The sequence below is a fragment of the Pseudarthrobacter sp. NKDBFgelt genome (assembly GCF_046097905.1).
In the GTDB taxonomy this organism is placed as follows: Bacteria; Actinomycetota; Actinomycetes; order Actinomycetales; family Micrococcaceae; genus Arthrobacter; species Arthrobacter polychromogenes.
Genome location: NZ_JBJURL010000001.1, coordinates 78,877 through 98,417, shown reverse-complemented (window position 1 = coordinate 98,417; position 19,541 = coordinate 78,877). Strand labels below are relative to the sequence as shown.

Genomic DNA, 19,541 nt, shown 5'->3' with positions numbered 1-19,541 from the left:
GCGGAAGAAGTCTGCCCGATTGGGCGGTGGGATTAGGGGTAAGTTAGGCGGCCACTGAGGAGGCGTTCTCCAACTCGGTGGCAAGGCGCATTGAGCTGTCAATAAAGAGCCGGTACGTTGCTCTGGCCCGGTTTACGTCTCCATAGGTGACGTACTGGAAGTACACCCCGTCAAGGGAACCGATGACGTACTGGGCCAGGGGTGTAATGTCCACTTCGGAGTTTTCCCGTAGTCCGCGGCGGAGAACATCCCCTGAAAGGCCAATCCACGTGTCGTACACATCCCGCGCGGCCTTTTTGTCGTCCGGAAGGTGCCAGGCCCAAATGATCAATTCAAACAATGCCCCGAAAAAGTCTGGTTCGTCGATAAACCATTCGAAGATTTCGGTCATCAACGTTTCGGTGGTTTTGGGCAGCCCTGCTCCCGGCTCGATGTCCGAGAGAAGTTCCCGGATGCGGACAGTGCCCGCGTCAAGGATGTCGAAGAAGAGCTCCTCCTTGCCCCGGTAGCAGTAGTGCAGGGTGGCGTGCGGCATTTCGGCTTCTTGGGCGATGTTCCGCGTCGTCGCCTTGGCGACGCCGTCGCGCTTAATCACCTTCACGGCGGCTCTCATGAAGGCTTCGCGGCGGACGTCTGCGCTGAGTCGATGCATGATAACAGGTTATCCCACGTACTGCCCGGGCTGCTTTTCCTGCGCCCGTGTAAGGGGGCGGAGAACGTCGTGGTCCTCCAGCCTGAATTTTCGTGTCCGCACCCAGTACTCGATTGTTGTCCCTGGCCAGAGTGTGTCGATGCGTCCATCCGCTGACTGGTACCAGCTGTGGCACCCCGACATCCACACTGTTCCCTTCATCTTTTTCTGTAGGCGCGTGTATGCGGCTTCCTGGACGTCCGGGTGGAGGTTGGCGGCCGCGTCGCCGAGCGCATGAGTGCGCTCAATGGCCGAAGTTATATACCTGGCCTGCGCCTCAATCATGAATACCATCGAGTTGTGCCCGAGGGTGGTGTTCGGGCCCAGCATAGTGAAGAAATTGGGGAACCCGGCGGTTGAAATTCCGTGCAGTGTCGCCGCCCCACCGGTCCAGACGGTGGAGAGTTCCTGGCCGCCGATCCCGGTGACTTTGATGGGGGCGATGAAGTCAGTGGCAGCGAAGCCGGTCCCGAAGACGATTGTGTCCACCGCGTGCTCTACCCCGTCCGTTGTGATCACGGAGTCCGGCGTGATTCGGTCGATGCCCGTTGTAACGAGCTCAACATTCTCACGTTGGAGGGTAGGGAACCAATCATCCGAGACCAGGCGCCGTTTGCATCCGGGGGTGTAGTCCGGCGTGAGGGTTTCACGAAGACTGTCATCCTTGACTGATGCTTCCAGATACCCAAGTGCCAGCTGGCGGTAGCCTTCGACGACTTTAGGGTGGCCAAGGAATCCGCGGGCGAGCCACTCAAATTCCCAGTAGGTTTTCCAGCGCTCCAGGCGCTGCAGGAATGGCAGGCGGCGGTACAGGACGCGGCGGCTGAGGGGAATTTCCTGGTCCCCGCGGGGCATGATCCAGTGGGGGGAGCGCTGGAAGATGGTCAGCTGGCTGACCTCCTTGGCAATCTGCGGCACGAACTGGATGGCGCTTGCGCCGGTCCCGATCACCGCGACGCGGCGGCCCGAGAGGGAGAGGTCATGCCGCCAGCGAGCCGAGTGGAAGGCCGTTCCTTCGAAGGATTCCAGGCCTGGGATATTGGGTATTGCCGGCTTGCTGAGAACTCCGGTGGCGTTGATGACATATTTCGCTTCGAAGGTCTGGCCGTCATCAGTAGACACTGTCCAGGTCCCGCTGGGCTGATCAAAGCGGATCTCATCTACTTCGACGCCGAAACGCAGGTGACTCCAGAGGTCGAAATGTTCGGCTACCTGCCGGAGATAGGCGTGAAGCTCGCTCCATGACGGAAATTTCCGGGTCCAGGCTGGATTCTGGAAAAAGGAGAACGAGTACAGGACGCTGGGCACGTCGCAGGCGCTCCCCGGGTAGGAATTGTCCCGCCATGTCCCGCCGACATCCGTCGCTTTCTCGAGTATGACGAAGTCGTGGAACCCGGCCTTCTTCAGGTTGATGGCGGCACAGAGGCCCGAGAATCCGGAGCCGACGATGACCGTCTGCTTGGTTTCGGGTTCGGTTGGATGGGTCATCGCATGGCTTTCTGAGGTGGGGAGGGCCTTGGGCACCTCGATGTTGGATAAGACGGGTTGGCTCTGCAAGGAACCGCTGCTTTTGGTGTTGTTCACAGGTTGATCCAGGTCGTTTTGAGGACCGTGTACTTGTCCAGGCCATGTACGCTGCGGTCAGATCCGTGTCCTGAGAGTTTTCTGCCGCCGAAGGGGACGGAGAGGCCTCCTTCTTCGTAGCAGTTGACCCATACGGTTCCGGCCACCAGGGATCGTGAAAAGCGGTGAGCGCGGGAAAGGTCAGAGGTCCACACGGCTGATCCCAGTCCGAAGGCTGAATTGTTGGCCAGGCTAAGTGCCTCGTCTTCGGTGTCGAAGGTCGTGACGGCAAGGACCGGCCCGAAGACTTCTTCCTGGAACAGCCGCATTCCGGGTTGCACATCTGTGAAGATGACCGGATCAACAAAGTAGCCCTGCCCATTCGGTGCTGCGTTCAGACCCGAAGCGCGGGTGGCTCCGTCGTCTTCGGCGTTGGCGATGTGCTGCAGAACGTTTACGCGGTGTGTGCTGCTGACCAGTGGTCCCATTTCAGTTGCCGGGTCCAAAGGGTCCCCGATCCTTCGGCCGTAGACTCGTTTGGCCACGGAGGCGGTGAAATCGTCGGCGATGTCACGTTGGACGATTAGTCTGGAGCCTGCGGTGCACATTTGTCCTGCATTGAACGTGATGGCCCACGCGGCCGCGTCGGCTGCTTTTTCCAGGTCGGGAGCGTCGGCAAAGACAACGTGAGGGCTCTTGCCGCCCAGTTCCAGCCAGACGGGTTTGGCGTTCGATTCAGCTGAATATTGCAGGAGTTTTTTTCCCACGCCTGGTGAGCCGGTGAAAGCCAGGCAGTCGACGTCCTGGTGCCGTGCCAGCGCAGTACCAGCGATTGAACCGGCGCCTGTGACGATGTGTAGGACGCCGTCAGGAAGTCCTGCCTCGGATCCGAGTTGAGCGAGACGTAAAAGGGACAGGGAGGCTTCTTGGGCCGGTTTGACCACGAGGCTGTTGCCGGCAACGAGGCCTGCCGCCACCTTCCAGCTGCTCAACGTCAGCGGAAAGTTCCAGGGGGTGATGACTCCCACGACGCCGATGGGCTCACGGGTTACCAGGGCGACGGCGCCATCCAGGCCCCTGGGGGACTCGTCCATCAGTTTGTCCGAAACTTCGCCGTACCAGCGGAACGTCATTTCGGTAGTCTTCAGCTCTACCTGAAGGGCGTCGTTAATGGGTTTACCCATCTCCAAGGAGATGAGCAGTGCGAGTTCATCGCGGTGTTGATGGATGAGGTCCGCCCACCGCAGGAGCACGTTGCCGCGCTGACGCGCTGAAGCGCGGGACCATACTCCCTTGTCAAACACGGCCCGCGCGGCAGTGACCGCCTCATTGATGTCCTGGCCGTTGGCTGCGGGCAGGGAGGTTATTACCCTTCCGTCCCGGGGCGATATAACGTCTTCGCGTTGGCCGGTGAGACTGTCGGACCACGCTCCCCCGGACCACAGTGCCGCAGGAAGCGTGGTGGACTGGGCCATGTTCTCCCATTGCTCGCGTGTCTTATGCAAGGACCTGCTCCTTTGTTGCCGGGTGAGTGATAGGGGCCAGTTGAACTGGTTTGGACGCGTGAACGTCGGGGCGGCGGTCTGCCCACGGAAGGGCTTGCTCGATCTGCGCCGCGAGATGCAGGAGGTCGCCTTCTTCTCCCTGGTGTGCCGAGAATTGGACTCCGAGAGGGAGCCGTCCTGCCATCCCGGTCGGGAGGCTGATGGCCGGGCGCCCGGTGATGTTGGATGTTGACGTGTGAGGGGCGAAGGCAAGGACCCGCGCGAGCCAGCTGCGGGCGCTGTCCACCTCGGCATTGGCGTTGAGTTCCCCCAGCTTCCAAGCGGGACGGGACACCGTAGGTGTCAGAATGAAGTCGAAGTCACGGTAGGCTGCGGCCGTCCTTCGTGTCATCTGGTTCTGCCAAGCACGAGCCTCTGCGATCTGACGCCAGGAAAGTTCTCTGCCCTCCCGGGCGAGTGCGATGGTTGAGCGTTCAAGCCGGTCTTTCAACTCATGCAGTGGCAAGTCTCCGAACTCGAACACCGTTTCAGAAATTGAGGCGCACCAGAATCTCAGGTTCAGGTCGAGTATCTCCTCCGAACCCAGGGCCGGTCCCACTGGTTCAACAACATGACCGAGGTTTTGCAGCTCTTGTGCCACACGCTCGACTTCCGCGAGGCACAGGGGATCCGTTGTAGTGTCGAAGGTGGCCGGGGTTTCGATTCCAATGCGGAAGGCTATCGGGTTATCAAGGTTGATCCTGTCCGCGAAAGGGATTGGTCTCCGATCAAGCCGGTAGCGGTCTCCCCTGACGCCTCCGTGGACAGCATCAAGAAGCGCTGCGGTGTCCCGCACAGTCCTTGTTATGGCGAATTCACTGGTCAGCCCGTTCATCGGCTCATCAACATCGGGTCCGACGGGTACTCTGCCCCGTGACGGCTTTAGCCCAACGAGCCCGCACAGGGCGGCCGGAATACGTATCGATCCGGCGGCGTCGTTCGCGTGTGCCATTGGAAGGGCGCCCGCGGCTACCAGTGCTGCGGAGCCTCCGCTGGACCCGCCGGGAGTTCGTGAGAGATCCCAGGGATTGCGGGTGGCGCCTGTCGTCAGGGGTTCAGTTGTGACGTTGGCGCCGAACTCGGGAGTAGTGGTCCGGGCCAGGACTGCGAGACCGGCTGCCCGCCAGCGGCCTGCCAAATGTGAATCATGAGGGGCGGTCCAACCTGACGCCAGCCGGCTCCCGCATTCGGATCGAAGGCCTTTCATTGGAGAGCCCAAGTCCTTCAACGCGAAGGGCACCCCACCGAAAGGGCCGTCGGCAAGGTAGTAAGGTACTTCGCTCAGTACGGGCCCGACTGTTGCGTTGATGAAGGGGTTGACTTTTTCAATGGCGTCGCGCGCCAGTGCCTGAACCTGCTGCGCGTTGACGTTCCCGCCGCTGATGTGGAATCGCAGTTCTGTGGCGTCCATGACTGCGTACTCATGCAGTTCCACGGCTCACCCGTCCGGCCAGGCGTGCATTTTCTACGAGCCAATGGAACGCGGGGTCGTCCTCCCGCCATTCGGGGTGCCATTGGACCGCGAGGATCCCGTGGTCCTGCATCTCAAGGGTTTCCACGACGCCGTCCGACGGGGAGATGCCGGAGACGATCAGTCCGTCGCCTACGCGTGCGGCAGCCTGGTGATGGAGGGAGTTGACCCGGGTTGTGTCTCCGTAGACGCGGGAGGCCAGCGACCCTGCAGTAAAAATTACCTCGTGCGTTTCCTCTGCAACCCCGTGACCGATCTGCTGATGATCTGTCGGGGAGTAGGGCAGGTCGGGGACGAGTGTTCCACCGCGGGCGACGTTGAGGATTTGGAGGCCACGGCAGATTGCGAGGATGGGCACCCGGTGTCTGATGGCCGACCGTGCCAGTGTGATTTCAGCGAGGTCCCGGTCCGGTTCGGTGTCATGCGTGACATCCTGGGCAGCTCCCCCATGCTGCCGGGATACGTCCTGACCTCCCGATAGGATGAGGCCGTCCAGGTGAGGCGCGACCTCTCCGGCTGCTTCGTAGGGAAGCTCAACAGGAACGCCGCCGGCGGCCGCGACACAACGGGCGAAGTCGGAGAAGTACATGTCAACGCTGCGCGGCTGGTAGCGCACCTCCATGCCCTTGATGCGTGCGGCAGCAAAGCGCCGGCCGGAGATTCCGATGAGGGGCTTCATGACTGCTCCAATGACATGTCGAGGACGATTCTTGTGACGCCGCCGCCGCGCAGGGTGTCGAAACCGTCGTTGATTTTCGAGAAGGGCAACCGCAGGGAAATCATGTCGTCCAGGTGTAGACGGCCCTGCAGGTACAGGTCCACGAAGTAGGGGATGTCTACTGGGAAGCGGTTGGAGCCGATAAACGATCCTTGGATCTTCTTCTCATCGAAGAAAAGGTCCGAACCTTTGATTTGTATGGGCGTGTGGTCAGGGACCATCCCCAGGATGGTTGCTGTCCCGCCGCGACCAAGCATAGAAAAGGCCTGCTCGGCCGTGTGGCGTGAACCAATCACCTCAAACGCATAGTCGACACCGCCACCGCTGATTGTCCTGACTGCTTCCACCGGGTCACCGCTGTAGGCGTCAACAGCATGGGTAGCACCAACGGCCAGAGCCTTGTCCAACGCACTTTTTTGAATGTCCACTGCAATGACCTTTGCTGCGCCGGCCAGTCGCGCGCCCTGGATGGCGGCGATGCCCACGCCCCCGCAGCCAACGACGGCGACTGTAGCGCCGGGACGGACTTTTGCCCCGTGGAACACCGCACCAAGACCTGTGATGACAGCGCAGCCGAGAACACTGGCAACGTCCAAAGGCATGGCGGGGTCAATCGCTACCACAGCGTTCTGATGCACGAGCATGTGCTCAGCGAATGCTCCGAGCCCGCCCATCCTGCCAACAGAAGAACCGTCTGCTCTGGACAAGGCCGGGCGCTCCCGTTTGCGAAGCTCACCGTTGTTTTCGCACAGGGCAAGGCGACCGGTGAGGCAATAAGCGCAATTGCCGCAGTAAGCGGTGAGGCAAGACACGACGTGGTCTCCGGGCCGCACCGAAGTCACCTCAGCGCCCACGACTTCGACAACGCCGGCTGCTTCATGGCCCAGCACTTCCGGGAGCCCTGTAGACCAAGTGCCATCGATGTAGTGAAGATCGCTGTGGCACAGTCCCACGGCCGCGGTCCGCAGGAGCACTTCGTGGGGTCCGGGCTCATCCAGAATGAGGTCCTCGAAGTCGAGCTTGCCGGGAGCTGAGCTCAGAACGGCGGCTTTCATGAAGATGACTCCGGTACGAGGACACCGAGGTAGCGGGAGCGTTCCCATTCTGCGCATGATCCGAGCAGCAGTTCGATTTCAGGAGACAGGGCGTCAAGATATGATTCGACGAAACCCTGCCCGAGGGCTTCTCGGGCGTAGCTGCTTTGCTGCAGGGCCTCGTAAGCTTCGAGGAAGGTCCGGGGAAGGCGCTCCAGGTTCTGTGCGTAGGCGTTCCCGGTGATCGGCTTGGGCGGTGTCCCCTGGCGGCGGATCCCCTCGAGGCCAGCGGCAATTTGGCCGGCAAGGGCAATATGAATATTGCAGTCCGCCGCGGCGTCCCGTTGTTCCACCCGTGTTGCACTGTCGCTGTTTCCGACGACACAGCGGACAGCCAGGGTCCGGTTGTCACTACCCCAGCTAATGACCGTGGGCGCGAACGACCCGTCTGATCGGCGGTGATAGGCATTGACTGTCGGAGAGCCCAAGAGCGTGAATTCAGACATGTACCCCAGCAATCCAGCGACGTAGTGATGGCCGACATCGCTGAGCCCGGCCCCGTTGGCGAAAAGGTTCTGTCCATACCGCCACAGGCTCTGGTGAATGTGCATCCCGCTTCCGGCATGCTCGGTCCAAGGTTTGGCCATGAACGTGACTTCAAGCCCTGCCTGTTGTACGGTACGCCGGGTCAGCAGCCGCAGGAGAGCACCGTTGTCAGCGGCCTGAAGAGCGGGGCCGTATCGGAGATTAACTTCAATTTGTCCGCCTGAGTATTCAAGGTTGGACGCTTCAATGGCGATTCCCATGAGCGGAAGATCGTTACGCAGAGGGGCGAGGATGGCTTCGAACTGGTCGCTGCGGGCCATGCCGTAGCAATCCGTCACCTCATACACGGGCCGAAGAGTCTCCGGATCCAGAAGGTAGCACTCGAGTTCTACAGCGGCCTGAACGTCCAGATCCTGCTCAACGGCTGAGTCGAGCACCTTGCGCAGAGCCGTCCGGCTGCACAGTTCGCTCGGACTCCCATCTGCTTCCTGCAGGTCTGCCATGACCAGCTGGGCTCCCGGCTCGAGCACGTTGTCCCTGAGTGTCTTGACGTCCGGAACTACACGCAGAAGGGGACCTCCGGTGGATGGCGCACCGTGCCCTGCCGCTGCGAGGGAACGTGGGATCCAGATTGGGTCCCCGGGCACATATTCGCGGCGTCGGATGGTTTGGGCGCGGCCCAGGATGTCGATCCAGACAATGTCAGTCCAGGTGGTCATGCGAGGCTCCAGTATCGGTTGATTTCCCAGTTGGTTACGGTGTTTTGGAACTGTCTGGCTTCGTGCAGAAGAAGCGGGATGGTGTTATCCACGTAGACGTTGCCCAGCCAGTCTTTGAGCCAGGGAGTCTGCGACATTGCTGCCGCGGCTGCGCCCAATTCGAAAGCCCCCGCAGGGGATTCCTGTGCAGTCTTGAGTGACTGACCGATCGCTGCCAGAGCGGTTGCGATCGAAATGTAAGGATCGGCTTCAGCTGAGACCTGACGAACGCGTACACCTACCGACGGATTTGCTTCCGCAGAAGGTGACTCTGCCTTGAATGCATTAACCGAAGGCTGGAAAAGCGGCCGGGCTGCCGCCAACAGCCCGGTGACCTTGCTTGCGTCTACGTCCATGACGCCCATGCCGGAAATGGTGAGACCAAGCTCCGCGGCTGAAATGCAGGCAGGTATCTTCGTCATGAAGGTTGCCGTGCGGCCTTTTCTCGCGGCAAGTTCTCGAAGAGCGCCACCCGCTACAACTGCCGCGCGAGCAGCTTCTGCGGGGGGAAGCGACGCCAACCGGATGTAGGCGGTGCCAGCTTCGACATCGATTCCCGTACCCTCAACCCCGATGCCAGAGGCGGCCAATGCATCAGCAGCGTCCGCTACGAGGGCACGCGCCTCCTCCCCTGACGGGTCAATCAGCGTTGCCTGGTCGGCCATGAACCGGCAGGAGACATCCAGTTGGACAAGGGGAGAAATCCCTTCGGCCGCCAAGCGGCAGACAACATTGTCCAAGACGGCGGCGGCGGCAACCGCAAGGGGTGTTCCATCGGTGTCAGTCGGGGTGGCGAAGCAGTACACCTCTCCAGCCGCCCACCCAACAGGGAAAACATCAGAGGGCTCCGGGTGCAAGTGCATGTCCGGATACCCGGTCGACATGTTGGTGAACGGGGTCTCTTCAATCACGTCACACTGGACGTCCGAAACAATCAGCCCATTGCCAAATCCCAGTGCACCACCGGTCCGCAGAAACTGCCCCACAGGTACGCGCTTGCCACGCCACCGGCCAAGCCTGTCCGCAAATGAAACGCGGACCGTGTGAATCGCGCCTGCGGCGGCTGCTTCCTGCAGGCCTGCCCAGTCCGCTGTATTTGCCTTGCTCAATTGAACCTCCATAAGAGTTTTTTACCGGCCACGCCTCGGACTACCGGTCCCAATGAACCATCACGTCATCGAAAGGGTTCTGCCGGTACAGAATCGCGATTGGTCTTTCTCTGTTCGCAGAGGAGACACATCGCGATGAACGCTTGACCTAACCCACTGACTTGACCACTTGAACAAGTCTTCTGGTTAGATATTGGACTGTGATCGAGCTCATGTCAATAGAGCGGCCGCGACAGGCCCTTCTTTTGACTTGGCGTCGTCCGCATCAAGCAGGCCGAGCTTTACCAATTCCGAAAGGCTCGTCCCTAGCCCGGCACTGCAGTGTTAGCCACGCCTGAACGCCAGAGGCCGTCGCGCTAACCCCGGGCATGGAGCTCTGCCAGCGTCTTGGCCCGGGGGCCATATGTCCGGGACTTCGCTGGCTACGGGGATCCGGCCACCGAGCGTGGTACGAAGGCGGTGCCCGTTACGGCGAAGTCCCGCGGTCGGTTCGGCTTCCGGGCCGTATGTCAGTACCCGGCGGCGAGCGGAAACGGCCGTAAATCCGGGATCACCCTTAACCCGAAGCTCCCGAAGGGCATGAGGACGCCTAGCGAGCCATTCCAGGTTCGTATTTTGTGTTGGGGGGCGCGCTCTGCAACATCTTCACGAATGGTTCCGTCAGCATGTCCTCCGCGGGGCTGGCGAACGAAAGCCACTGCAGCATCAGGCCGTCCAAGATCCCAACCAGCATCCGAGAAAGTGTCTCGATATCGACATCCAGTTCCTCCCGAGTTCTGACTTCACGAAGGAGTTGGGTGCAACCGTCCACATAGCGGCGGTAAACCCTCCTGGCCAAATGTTGGGAATCCGAACTCCGTAAAGACCAGATCGTGAGTTCGTAGGTGGCGAGCTGCATGTCGCGACTGTTCTGAAACCATTTAGCAAATGACCGCGCTATATCCGCAATGCCCTGGTGAAGCCCTACTTCTTGCTGTATTCCTGAACCGACTTCAGCAAAGCCGGCGGCAGTGATCGCTTCATAGACTGCGTGGAAGAGATCTTCCTTCGTCGCGAAGCAATAGTGGAGGCTCGCCGTGGGAAGTTGGGCGACTTCAGCGATTCGACGGGTTGTCGCCCTGGCCACGCCTTCCCGGCTAATCACTGTGATGGCGGCGTCCACAAATTGCCGGCGGCGGTAAATGACAGGCTGGTGATCCTGCGGCATGCTGTCTCCTCGCCGACGATCTTCTCAGGCGCGCGGCTCCCGGGGATGTCCTGATTTTCCAAGTTTACTTGGCCACTTGGCCACCCAGATCTGGAGCGCTCTCAATCAACAGCCCAAGGGGCCAGCGCGGACAGCCTCCGCTGCAATTCAAACAACTCAGTAGCAAACCCGGAACCGGAGAGCGCCCAAACGTGTCCGACGGGTCTGAGGAAATCTACAGAGGTTGGACTGAATGTCCTGCAGCGCCAGATGGCGAGCCAAGGTTGGAGGGTGAGGTGGCCGAGCACTGAATCACCTTACCAAGTGTGCACTGAATCACCTGACCAAGTGATCCGAAAGCCAAAGGCACGCTTTAGCCCTACTGGCTCGTCGTTTGTGCCCGCAGCCAAGCGAATGAAAACAAAAAGTCTTGATCACTTGGCCGACTCGGGAGTAGACTTGGTCATGTGGTCAACTCCATGCGAGTTAGAAGGAAATGATTAGCATGACACGAGAAGAGGCCTATGCCGGTTGCCCTTCGGACTCGTACGTTGAGTTCTACGGAGGCCAATGGCTTGTCGTTCCATTTGCACCGGTTGAGCAGCCCTCCTTTTTCACCTGCTTACCTCGGGCGCTACGCGGAACCCGACCAGCCGGCGCTTTGTAAAGTACTCCCCTTTGGACTGACCTGATCGTCTGGTTAACCTAGCTGGTAGTTGCGGAGCAGACAGACAGTATGGCCCGGCGGGGTTGAGCGTGCCGTTGCGGCCAAGTCATCGAGCACTTTTAGGCGGCCTAAGCAGGCATCCAAGGGCTGGCTCCTTGCCTGGCCCTGGCCTCCACGAATGCCCGCTGTACCTAGTTTTGTTCCTACTCCGATTCTGGTTCGGACGCGAGGCGGTCGACCCCATGCATAGCGTCAGCTGCCCTCACCAGGGTCAGGTGGGAGAATGCCTGGGGATAGTTGCCGGCCATCCGTCTTTCGTCCGTTGCATACTCTTCGCTCAGCAGGCCGAGCTCGTTGGCGAGCCCCACAAGTTTGTCCATCAAGGTCTCCGCCTCGACTTGTCGACCCGTCCGCGCATACTGCTCAACGAGCCAGAATGAGCATGCGAGGAACGGGTGTTCGCCAGGCTCCAGGCCATCTACGCCGCTCTCCGTTCGGTATCGCAGCAGAAGTCCGTCGTCGGTAAGGAGTTCCTGTTCTAGCCGGGCAACTGTACCGAGTACGTGCTTGTCGTTGTAGGGGAGAAAGCCGACCTGTGGCATGACCAGCAGTGCCGCATCGGTTTGCCTTCCGCCATAGACCTGGGTGAAGGAGCCAATGGTCCGGTCGAATCCCTCGCGCATGATCTCTTCACGCAGCCGGTCGCGGAGGTGCTCCCATTTCTTGGCATCTCCGGGTAGTCCGTGGATCTGTACGGCCCGGATTCCGCTGTTAAAAGCAGCCCACATCATCACCCGGGAGTGGGTGAAGTACTGTGCATCGCCGCGCATCTCCCACAGGCCGAAGTCCTTGTCATCGAAGTGTTTTTCGACGAATCCCAGGAGTGCCCGCTGAAGGGCCCAGGAGAAGTGGTCTTCTTTACCGCCGGCTATCCGCAGTCTTTCCAAGGCCACCATCACCTCGCCGACAACATCTGCCTGGAACTGCGAGACTGCCGCGTTTCCAATACGCACCGGTTTGGAGCCCGCGTAACCGGGGAGGTGGTTGAGCTCGCGTTCGGGGAGTTCCCGTTCTCCCCCTACCCCGTACATGATCTGCATTTGCTCCGGATCGCCGGCCAGGGCCCGAAGGAGCCAGTTGCGCCACTGCAGTGCCTCTGTTTCATAGCCGTGCGTCAGCATCGACTCGAGCGTCAAGGCGGCATCGCGCAACCAGCAGTACCGGTAGTCCCAGTTCCGTTGCCCACCGAAATCCTCAGGGAGGGACGTCGTGGGAGCTGCGACAATGCCGCCTGTTTCAAGATGCGTCAGGGCTCGCAGTACCAACAGTGAACGCTTTACCGCACTCCCATAAGCACCGTCCTGCCGGCAGTGGCTTCCCCAACGGCTCCAATACTCAGTAGCGTCTTCAAGCGCGAAATCAATGTTAGTTGCTTCTGGCAAGGGGCGGTGCGAGGGGAACCACGCTAGCTCGAAATCCACCGTCTCACCCTGCGAAATGAGAAACTCTCCCTCGTGTCCGTGTGCATGTGCGTGCGGAAGATGCGGTCCCCGCAGCGCGAGGGCATCCGGACCGGCCATGGCCAACAGAACAGGCCCCGCCGATGGCGGGCTGTCGCGGACACGGCTCACCCAAGGCAAGGCCGTCGAATATCCCGGACGGATCCTAAGTTCCTGATGCATTTCCACGCTGCCTACCAACCCGGTAACCCGGCGGATAAGGGACGAACCGCTATCCCCCAGCGGCATGAAGTCGGTGACGAGGACCTTTCCACCGCTGGTCTTCCATGTCGTTTGGAGCACGAATGTCGAGTCGACATAGCCTCGATGGACAACGTCAGCTCCTGATTCGCTGGGAGCCAACAACCAGTGTCCGTGGTCCTTGGTGCCCAAGATTCGGCTGAACACCGAGGGCGAGTCGAAGCGGGGGAAAGAGAGCCAGTCCACGCTGCCATTCCGGGATATGAGCGGGCCCGTTTGGAGATCCGACAGCAACGCATAATCTTCGATGAGTGCAGCCATGCCCACACTTTTCCACAGTTAGGTCCTTCCCGCCGCAATGCAAATCCAAGGACGGTGCGGAAGCGCACGGTCCATCGATTCCTCACCAGAATCTGGTTGAACCCGTGATGACTCCTGTAGCCGGGTGCACTGCTGGAAACCAACGCATAACGTGCAGCTCATACAGATTTTGGGATGCGCCCTGCCGCCGGTAGGCTGGGCGGCCCTTTTTGAAGCTGAGGTGAAGCGAGACGTAAAGCGAGTTCTTGTTCGTTCCGTATTCGTCGGGTTGGGGCACACCCCAACCTGACGTCGCGGCGCCTGACGTGGGAAGACTTGCCCGTCGGTGGAGCTCCGGTCTGGTTCTTAGACGCCCGACGAACCGCAGTAGGTGCATCGCCCGCCCTTCGCTAAGCGACTTCCATCAGGATCCGATTCTTCGGACTATTTTGATAGTTCTCGGGCTACCGCAGCTCGGTTTCCTGCCCCCCAAACTGTCAGGGTGGGATCTGAGAACATCATGAGCCACCGTCAACAATGCGGAATTTCGCGCTATTCTGACGCCAGACCGGCGCCCGCAAGTTGCCCGCGCTCCCCCGCCACCCTGTCTAACGCTGCTCTAGGGCGAGGCGACCTCAGAGAACCTTTAACGGGCACGGCGTGCGGGGAACCCGCACATGGCTCCGGCTTCCTGGCATTAGCCGATAGCTACTTGACCGAATATCCATTATCGGCGTTGTAAATGGGCAGGGGAGTGCCCGCAGAAGGGCCTCCCTCACCGGCCGATGAGGGCTCTGTCAGCCGGCGCCGGGACGGCCTGCGGGTCTGAATAGATGCTGTAGAGGGTGTCGAAGCTATCAGTAATCCTGGTGATGTCCTCAAGCGTGATGTTAATGAACGCTGAGCGTTTCTTCAGGTGCAGCACGAGCTCGGTCTGCGGCCACAGAAGCTGGTCCATGTACGTGTTGAACGATCGCCCGCTGGCCCTGGTGTAGTCCGACAACGTCTTCCGGTCGATGATCCGCCTGCCATACGTGAGCTCGATGTCGACGTCACCCAAGGTGTCAATGTCCGGGCTGAGGTAGCTCCCGAAAACCCTGAGTGTGTTGACGAACAGGGGCTTGTCCGGGGCTGCATTGTAGGTGTATGCACGTTCCAGCAACCCGGAAACGAGCCGTTCTGCGGTCTTTCTACTGATCGGCTTCCCGAAGCTTGCCATCGCCAAGGCATTGCCCTTGACGGTCGTGTCCCACCAGGCGTCGCCGTCGTTGTCGACGCGGACCTTCTCCATGTAGCCGGCAGCCTCCAGTCCGGCAAGGACGGCCTCATGTTCGAATCCGGTGTCTTCGATCAGGTTCGCTACGACCTCGGCGACCATCTCGCGGCCTCGGAATTTGCGGACAATCGCGCGGGCCAACTCGGCCGGCAGCCCGGCTATGGTGTCGGTTTTTGCAACCCTCATACCAAGAGCCTAAGCATCAACAGCCGCGGCCCCTGACTATTGCTGCCTTTCGGCTAACGAATTCTTCATTCGAAAAGTTCGTCTAGGTACCAGGATTCAACTTCAGCTGCATCCCAAATGCCCAAGAGGTCCGGCGCGGGGTTGCCGTGCCGGTAGCGGTTTCTTCCGGAGTTTCAATCACGCTGAAGATATCCCAGCATCTCGCGTGGCATTCAGCTTTGACTCTCGTTCGGAGCAGCCGGTAGGCGATTACGAATCACGAAACGCTGATGCGCGCGATTGAAGCGCCAGTGCGTGAATCATGTGGCATACTGAAGTGTGTCCTTGGCTGAATTCGCGGCTCCGGACGCGAATTCAGGAGGTCCATCATGGTTCCAGTCTCACCGGCCGACGTTCTCGGCTCCCACGTTCGCGATGTCCGTCCCCTTGTGGTCGAAACCGTGCGCTCCCGGCACGACCGCTTCGCCGAGGCGCATCAGGTCTCGGGTTCGCGGTACACGATGGGATTCGGCAGTCAGTGGCGCGACCTCTTGGACGATGTCCAGGAAGCGCTAAGGGACCGCGGATACAGGACGCACAAGCTGGCCCCGGCCGGCTATAAGCTCCCCGTCGTTAATGACTGCCTAGTGTACGTCTGGCGCGTCCCTGATTCCGTGGACTCGGTCTCGTCGTTCGCGTCGAGCCCGACGCGGTTGAACGGCTTCAGTGCGCAGCCGCTCGATCCGATGCTCTTCGAGCCGGGATTCACGGGCGAGCCCGGGTCGGGGCCGACTGTTGGCTCGCCGGAAGAGGCCGAGCTCGAGCGCGTGGTGCGGGCGGCCGGGGACGTTATGCCGCTGGTGCTCGTCATGGTCCAGTCATCGCCGCGGCAGCTGCAGTCGATCGAATGGGCCGTGGCCGAGCTCGACGAGCAGACGGGAGAGGTCAAGCTGCACGGGCAGGAGAGTATCTGGGAGCCGGAGTTCAACGTCGACGACGCCGCGATCGATGTCGAGTCGTTCGACAGCGGCACTCCGACCGGACCCACGATCGAGCCTCAGGAGCAGGAGGGGACGCAGCCGAATGCGTGATGACGCCCCTGGCCTGTTCGACCTGCCCGGAGCTGGGCAGACGCACGGCCGCTTCGAGCCCGCCCGGCTCACCCAGGCTCGCGTTCGCGTTGGCGTGAGCAAGACCGACCTGGCCTTCGAGGTCGGGGTGTCCGCCGCCGCGATCGGTCAGTACGAGGCTGGCGTCAACTCGCCCCGGGTCGACGTGCTGGACCGCTTGGCGAGGTCGCTCGATGTGCGTCCTGGCTTCTTCGACGTCGGCCGTCCGCTTGCGCGCATCGACACCGTGAACGCCCATTTCCGCAGCTTGAGGTCGGCGCGCGTGAGCGACCGGCAGAGGGCGCTGGCCAATGCAACTCTGGTGTGGGAGCTGACGTTCGCGCTCGAGCGGTACATCAGGCTCCCCGAGGTGGATCTGCCCGTCGTGCCTGAGGGCACGACCCCGTCGGATGCCGCCGCGCTCCTGAGGATGCATTGGGGACTTCCCGACGGCCCGGTCAAGCACTTGGTTACGACCGCGGAGTCCCACGGCATAGTTGTCGCCGTGCGTCCGCTCGGCGAGATCGACGCAGTCGACGCCTTCTCGGTCGTGATCGTGGACCGCCCCATTGTCGTCACCACGCCGCGTCGGAGCGAAAACGTCTTCAGACACCGGTTCTCGATCGCTCACGAGATCGGGCACCTGCTGCTGCATTCGGACTCGGGCGAGCACAGCGTGGCCGTCGAGAAGGAGGCAGACGAATTCGCCGCTGCGTTCCTGACCCCTGCGGCCTCTATGGACGTGGCGCTTCCGCGGAGGCTCGACTTGGCAGCCCTGGACCGGCTCGGCAGGACCTGGGGTGTCTCCCCCCATTCGCTCGTCCGTCGAATGGTCGAGCGCGGCCGCACCACGGAGTCGTCAGCGCGGCGGGCGTACCAGCGCCTGACCATGGTCGATGACGTTGCCGCCGATCCGACCACCGCGTATCCGGGTGAGATGCCGACGCTCTTGAAGAAGGCCGCCGATCTGGCCGCGGACCACGGTGCTGGCATGACTGCTTTGGCCGAAGCCCTGAAAATCAGTCCACGTCATGTGCGCGACCTACTCGGAGAGGCGGATCGGCGTCCAGTGCTGCGCCTCATCGGCGGCGCGTGATCGACGAGTCCCCGGCCGTACCTTGTCACTTTCGCCAAGTACGGTGGCAAGCCCCACCACGTTAGTTTTCGTTCGCGCCTGTCACTTGCCGACCGTAGCTCAATCCGCCCTCGCTTCGGTCATTCCGCGGGAGCAGCACCCAGCCGGTGAACCACTCCCCTGCCTCAACTTAACGAAAGGTCCATTGTCGGCCAGTCAAACCCCGCACGAGTCCAGCCAGAAGCGGAAAATGACTCATCATCAGCCCGTGCGGTGTTCAATCTCGGCCTCCCCTTAATATGAGCCCGATACAGACGACGAGCACGGTACCGGCGATGCGTGATCAGACTTCTCAAGATTCTGAAGCCACCCAGCGAACAGGATGCCGCTTGTGACACACAGCGGCAGGGTGGGGGCGTTCCGCGTTCCCAGCTTCCGGCTTCAATCGGCCGGCCTGCTCCGGGAGCGTCCGGGGGTGGTGGCGGCCCGCACAGGTCCTGCTGGTTTTAGTTTTCGTCCGGCGCTGTGGGTGACTTTGGGTCGACGTAGACGGCGTTCCGGTCCACTGCCATGTAGATCTCGTTGGCGATGGGGCTGCGGCGTTCCTCGGCGATCTGCCCGAGCAACCCGGCGGCGCGGGCGAGGAGGGCGAATCCGCGGAGCAGCTCGGGTGGCAGTCCGAGGTCGGCCAGTGCGGCGCCGCAGACACCGGCGCCGTTGAGCGGGAGTTTGCGGCCGAGGGCCTTTTCGCTCATCCGGCCGATGGCTTCGAATAGCCGCAGGTGCGGTCCGTGGAGGCCTTCTTCCTCGGCGATGCCGATCAGCACCGGGGTGCGCGGGTCGCCGTCCTTGTGGTTGGGGTGGCCCAGTCCGGGGACGAATTTGCCGGCTGCGCGTTGGGTGGTGATGGCGTTCAGGGCCAGGTCGTCCCATTCGGCGTCGGTGTCCGGGAGGCCCCCTTCATGGGCTTTGAGGGTGGCGGCGAGGAATTGGCCGCAGTCTTCGGTGACACCGAGGAAGCGGGAGCCTCCGCCGAGCAGGCCGGCGGCCATGGCTCCCTGCAGGGAGTCCGGGGCGCTGAGGTAGGTGAGCCGGGCGGCGATGGCCGTGGGGGTGAAGCCGTGATCGGCAAGGGCCACCAGCACCGATTCGAAGACGCGCAGTTCGCTGGCTGTGGGGCGCCGCATGGCGACGAGCCAGAAGGCGAGTTCGCCGAAGCTGACTTTGCCCATCAGGTCTGCGGCGAGGTCCTGGCCCAGGAGGCGGATTTCGGTGGCGGTGGATGTTCCCAGCGAGGTTGGGAACTGCAGCTTTTCCTGCTCGAGGGTGGGGTTCATGATGCTCCAGGGGTTGAGGCGGTCGGGACGGCGGCGGCGGCAAGCCAGGCGCGGATTTCGTCGGTGTGTTCGCCCAGCTCCGGCGGTGCCAGTTCGTATCGTGCCGGGGTGGCGGAGAACGTGATCGGGTTGCGCACGCCCGGGACGGTTTTGGCCCCGGCGCCAACCTGAACGACGGGCTGCAGGCCAAGTTTCTGGGCGTACTCGACGCCCTGTTTGATGGTGTTGATGGGCCCGTTGGGTACGCCGGCTTTGTTCAGCTTGTCGAACCATTCTTCGGCGGTCCGGGTCTTCAGGCGTTCCACCAGCAGGGGGCGGAGTTTTTCGCGATGCCTGGTCCGGTCGGCGTTGTCGGCGAACCGTTCATCGTCAGCGAGTTCGGGAACGTCCAGTACGGCGCAGAGTTTACGGAACTGGGCGTTGTTGCCGGCGGTGATGATCAGGTCATCGTCCTTGGTCGGCAAGGCTTCATAGGGGAACAGGCTCGGGTGGGCGTTGCCCATCCTGAAGGGTGTGACGTTTCCGGCAACATAGGCGGAGGTCTGGTTGACGAGCCCGCTCATGGCCGATGCCATGAGGCTCGTTTCAATGTTCTGCCCTTCGCCGGTGCGGTCGCGGTGGTGCAGGGCGGCGAGGATGCCGATGGTCGAGTGCAGCCCGGCCATGACGTCGAAGACGCTGATGCCGGCTCGGTAGGGTTCACCATTGGGGTCTCCGGTGAGGCTCATCAGCCCGGACATGGCCTGAACGATGAGATCATACCCGGGCAGCGCGGCGCCTTCGGCGGTGCCGAATCCGCTGATGGAGCAGTAGATGACCGCCTCGTTGCGTTCTCGCACCGAGCTGTAGTCCAGCCCGAACCGTTTCAGTCCCCCGGGCTTGAAGTTTTCGATCATGACATCGGCGCGGGCGGCGAGCTCTTTGGCGGCAGCGAGGTCGTCCTCGTCCTTCAGGTTCAGTACCACGGACTTTTTGTTGCGGTTGATGGCCGAGTAGTACGTCGAGACACCGTCAGGGCGCACCGGGGGCAACCACGAGCGCGTGTCATCCCCACCCGGGCTTTCGACTTTGATGACTTCGGCACCCATATCGGCCAGCAGCATGGTGGCGTAGGGGCCGGCCAGGACACGGGAAAAGTCGGCGATGACGATCCCGTCCAGGGGGCGGGCGACCGGGGCCCGGGCGGCCTCCGGCTTGGGGTTGCTAATCACGATGGTTCCTTTCGGCTTCAAGGGCTCCGGAACCCGAGACGAACCCGCATCGGCAGTGCCTCGAAAAAGAATGGAAGCGGG

The 19,541-nt window shown here is 61.5% G+C and carries 15 protein-coding genes; 2 read left to right on the top strand and 13 right to left on the bottom strand.

Annotated features, from left to right (window positions below):
* Window positions 1-43: 43 nt before the first annotated feature.
* The 11 genes from ACKAE7_RS00430 to ACKAE7_RS00380 all read right to left on the bottom strand — a co-directional run bounded on the left by ACKAE7_RS00430 (window position 44) and on the right by ACKAE7_RS00380 (window position 14,749).
* On the bottom strand, window positions 44-652 hold the full coding sequence (locus ACKAE7_RS00430) for a TetR/AcrR family transcriptional regulator (RefSeq protein WP_408978203.1): 609 nt from the start codon (window positions 650-652) through the stop codon (window positions 44-46).
* Between the two features lie 9 nt (window positions 653-661).
* Window positions 662-2,179 carry a flavin-containing monooxygenase gene (locus ACKAE7_RS00425; RefSeq protein ID WP_408978202.1) on the bottom strand — a complete coding sequence of 506 codons (1,518 nt, stop codon included), beginning with the start codon at window positions 2,177-2,179 and terminating at the stop codon, window positions 662-664.
* A 92-nt stretch (window positions 2,180-2,271) separates the two neighbouring features.
* Entirely contained in the window at window positions 2,272-3,759 is a 1,488-nt protein-coding gene (locus ACKAE7_RS00420; protein WP_408978201.1) for an aldehyde dehydrogenase family protein, read from the bottom strand.
* On the bottom strand, window positions 3,752-5,209 hold the full coding sequence (locus tag ACKAE7_RS00415) for an amidase (protein WP_408978200.1): 1,458 nt from the start codon (window positions 5,207-5,209) through the stop codon (window positions 3,752-3,754). Before ACKAE7_RS00415 ends, ACKAE7_RS00420 begins: the two co-directional genes overlap by 8 nt.
* Before the next feature lie 10 nt (window positions 5,210-5,219).
* A complete protein-coding gene (locus ACKAE7_RS00410) occupies window positions 5,220-5,948 on the bottom strand; it encodes a gamma-glutamyl-gamma-aminobutyrate hydrolase family protein (RefSeq protein ID WP_408978199.1) in 729 nt (242 codons plus the stop codon).
* Window positions 5,945-7,042, bottom strand: a complete 1,098-nt coding sequence (locus ACKAE7_RS00405) for a Zn-dependent alcohol dehydrogenase (RefSeq protein WP_408978198.1) — start codon at window positions 7,040-7,042, stop codon at window positions 5,945-5,947. The genes ACKAE7_RS00410 and ACKAE7_RS00405 overlap by 4 nt, the downstream gene beginning before the upstream one ends.
* Window positions 7,039-8,286 (bottom strand): glutamine synthetase family protein, encoded by a 1,248-nt coding sequence (locus ACKAE7_RS00400; RefSeq protein ID WP_408978197.1) that lies wholly within the window; start codon window positions 8,284-8,286, stop codon window positions 7,039-7,041. Before ACKAE7_RS00400 ends, ACKAE7_RS00405 begins: the two co-directional genes overlap by 4 nt.
* A complete protein-coding gene (locus ACKAE7_RS00395; RefSeq protein ID WP_408978196.1) occupies window positions 8,283-9,446 on the bottom strand; it encodes a hypothetical protein in 1,164 nt (387 codons plus the stop codon). Before ACKAE7_RS00395 ends, ACKAE7_RS00400 begins: the two co-directional genes overlap by 4 nt.
* A gap of 577 nt (window positions 9,447-10,023) precedes the next feature.
* A complete protein-coding gene (locus tag ACKAE7_RS00390; protein WP_408978195.1) occupies window positions 10,024-10,641 on the bottom strand; it encodes a TetR/AcrR family transcriptional regulator in 618 nt (205 codons plus the stop codon).
* 849 nt (window positions 10,642-11,490) lie between these two features.
* Entirely contained in the window at window positions 11,491-13,308 is a 1,818-nt protein-coding gene (locus tag ACKAE7_RS00385) for a glycoside hydrolase family 15 protein (RefSeq protein WP_408978194.1), read from the bottom strand.
* 754 nt (window positions 13,309-14,062) lie between these two features.
* Window positions 14,063-14,749: a hypothetical protein gene (locus ACKAE7_RS00380; protein WP_408978193.1), complete on the bottom strand. Its 687-nt coding sequence runs from the start codon at window positions 14,747-14,749 to the stop codon at window positions 14,063-14,065.
* Window positions 14,750-15,117: 368 nt separating this feature from the next.
* Here ACKAE7_RS00380 and ACKAE7_RS00375 point away from each other — a divergent pair, with 368 nt between their 5' ends.
* Together ACKAE7_RS00375 and ACKAE7_RS00370 are read left to right on the top strand one after the other, a co-directional pair.
* Window positions 15,118-15,819, top strand: coding sequence for a hypothetical protein (locus ACKAE7_RS00375; protein ID WP_408978192.1), 702 nt, complete (start codon window positions 15,118-15,120; stop codon window positions 15,817-15,819).
* Window positions 15,812-16,933, top strand: coding sequence for a helix-turn-helix domain-containing protein (locus ACKAE7_RS00370; protein ID WP_408978191.1), 1,122 nt, complete (start codon window positions 15,812-15,814; stop codon window positions 16,931-16,933). The genes ACKAE7_RS00375 and ACKAE7_RS00370 overlap by 8 nt, the downstream gene beginning before the upstream one ends.
* A 485-nt stretch (window positions 16,934-17,418) precedes the next feature.
* On the opposite strand, the gene ACKAE7_RS00365 is transcribed toward ACKAE7_RS00370, so the two are convergent.
* Both ACKAE7_RS00365 and ACKAE7_RS00360 read right to left on the bottom strand, forming a co-directional pair.
* The gene (locus tag ACKAE7_RS00365) at window positions 17,419-18,249 is read right to left on the bottom strand and encodes a citryl-CoA lyase (protein ID WP_408978190.1); all 831 of its coding nucleotides are present in this window, start codon (window positions 18,247-18,249) and stop codon (window positions 17,419-17,421) included.
* The gene (locus tag ACKAE7_RS00360) at window positions 18,246-19,460 is read right to left on the bottom strand and encodes a CaiB/BaiF CoA transferase family protein (RefSeq protein WP_408978189.1); all 1,215 of its coding nucleotides are present in this window, start codon (window positions 19,458-19,460) and stop codon (window positions 18,246-18,248) included. The genes ACKAE7_RS00365 and ACKAE7_RS00360 overlap by 4 nt, the downstream gene beginning before the upstream one ends.
* Window positions 19,461-19,541: the final 81 nt, after the last annotated feature.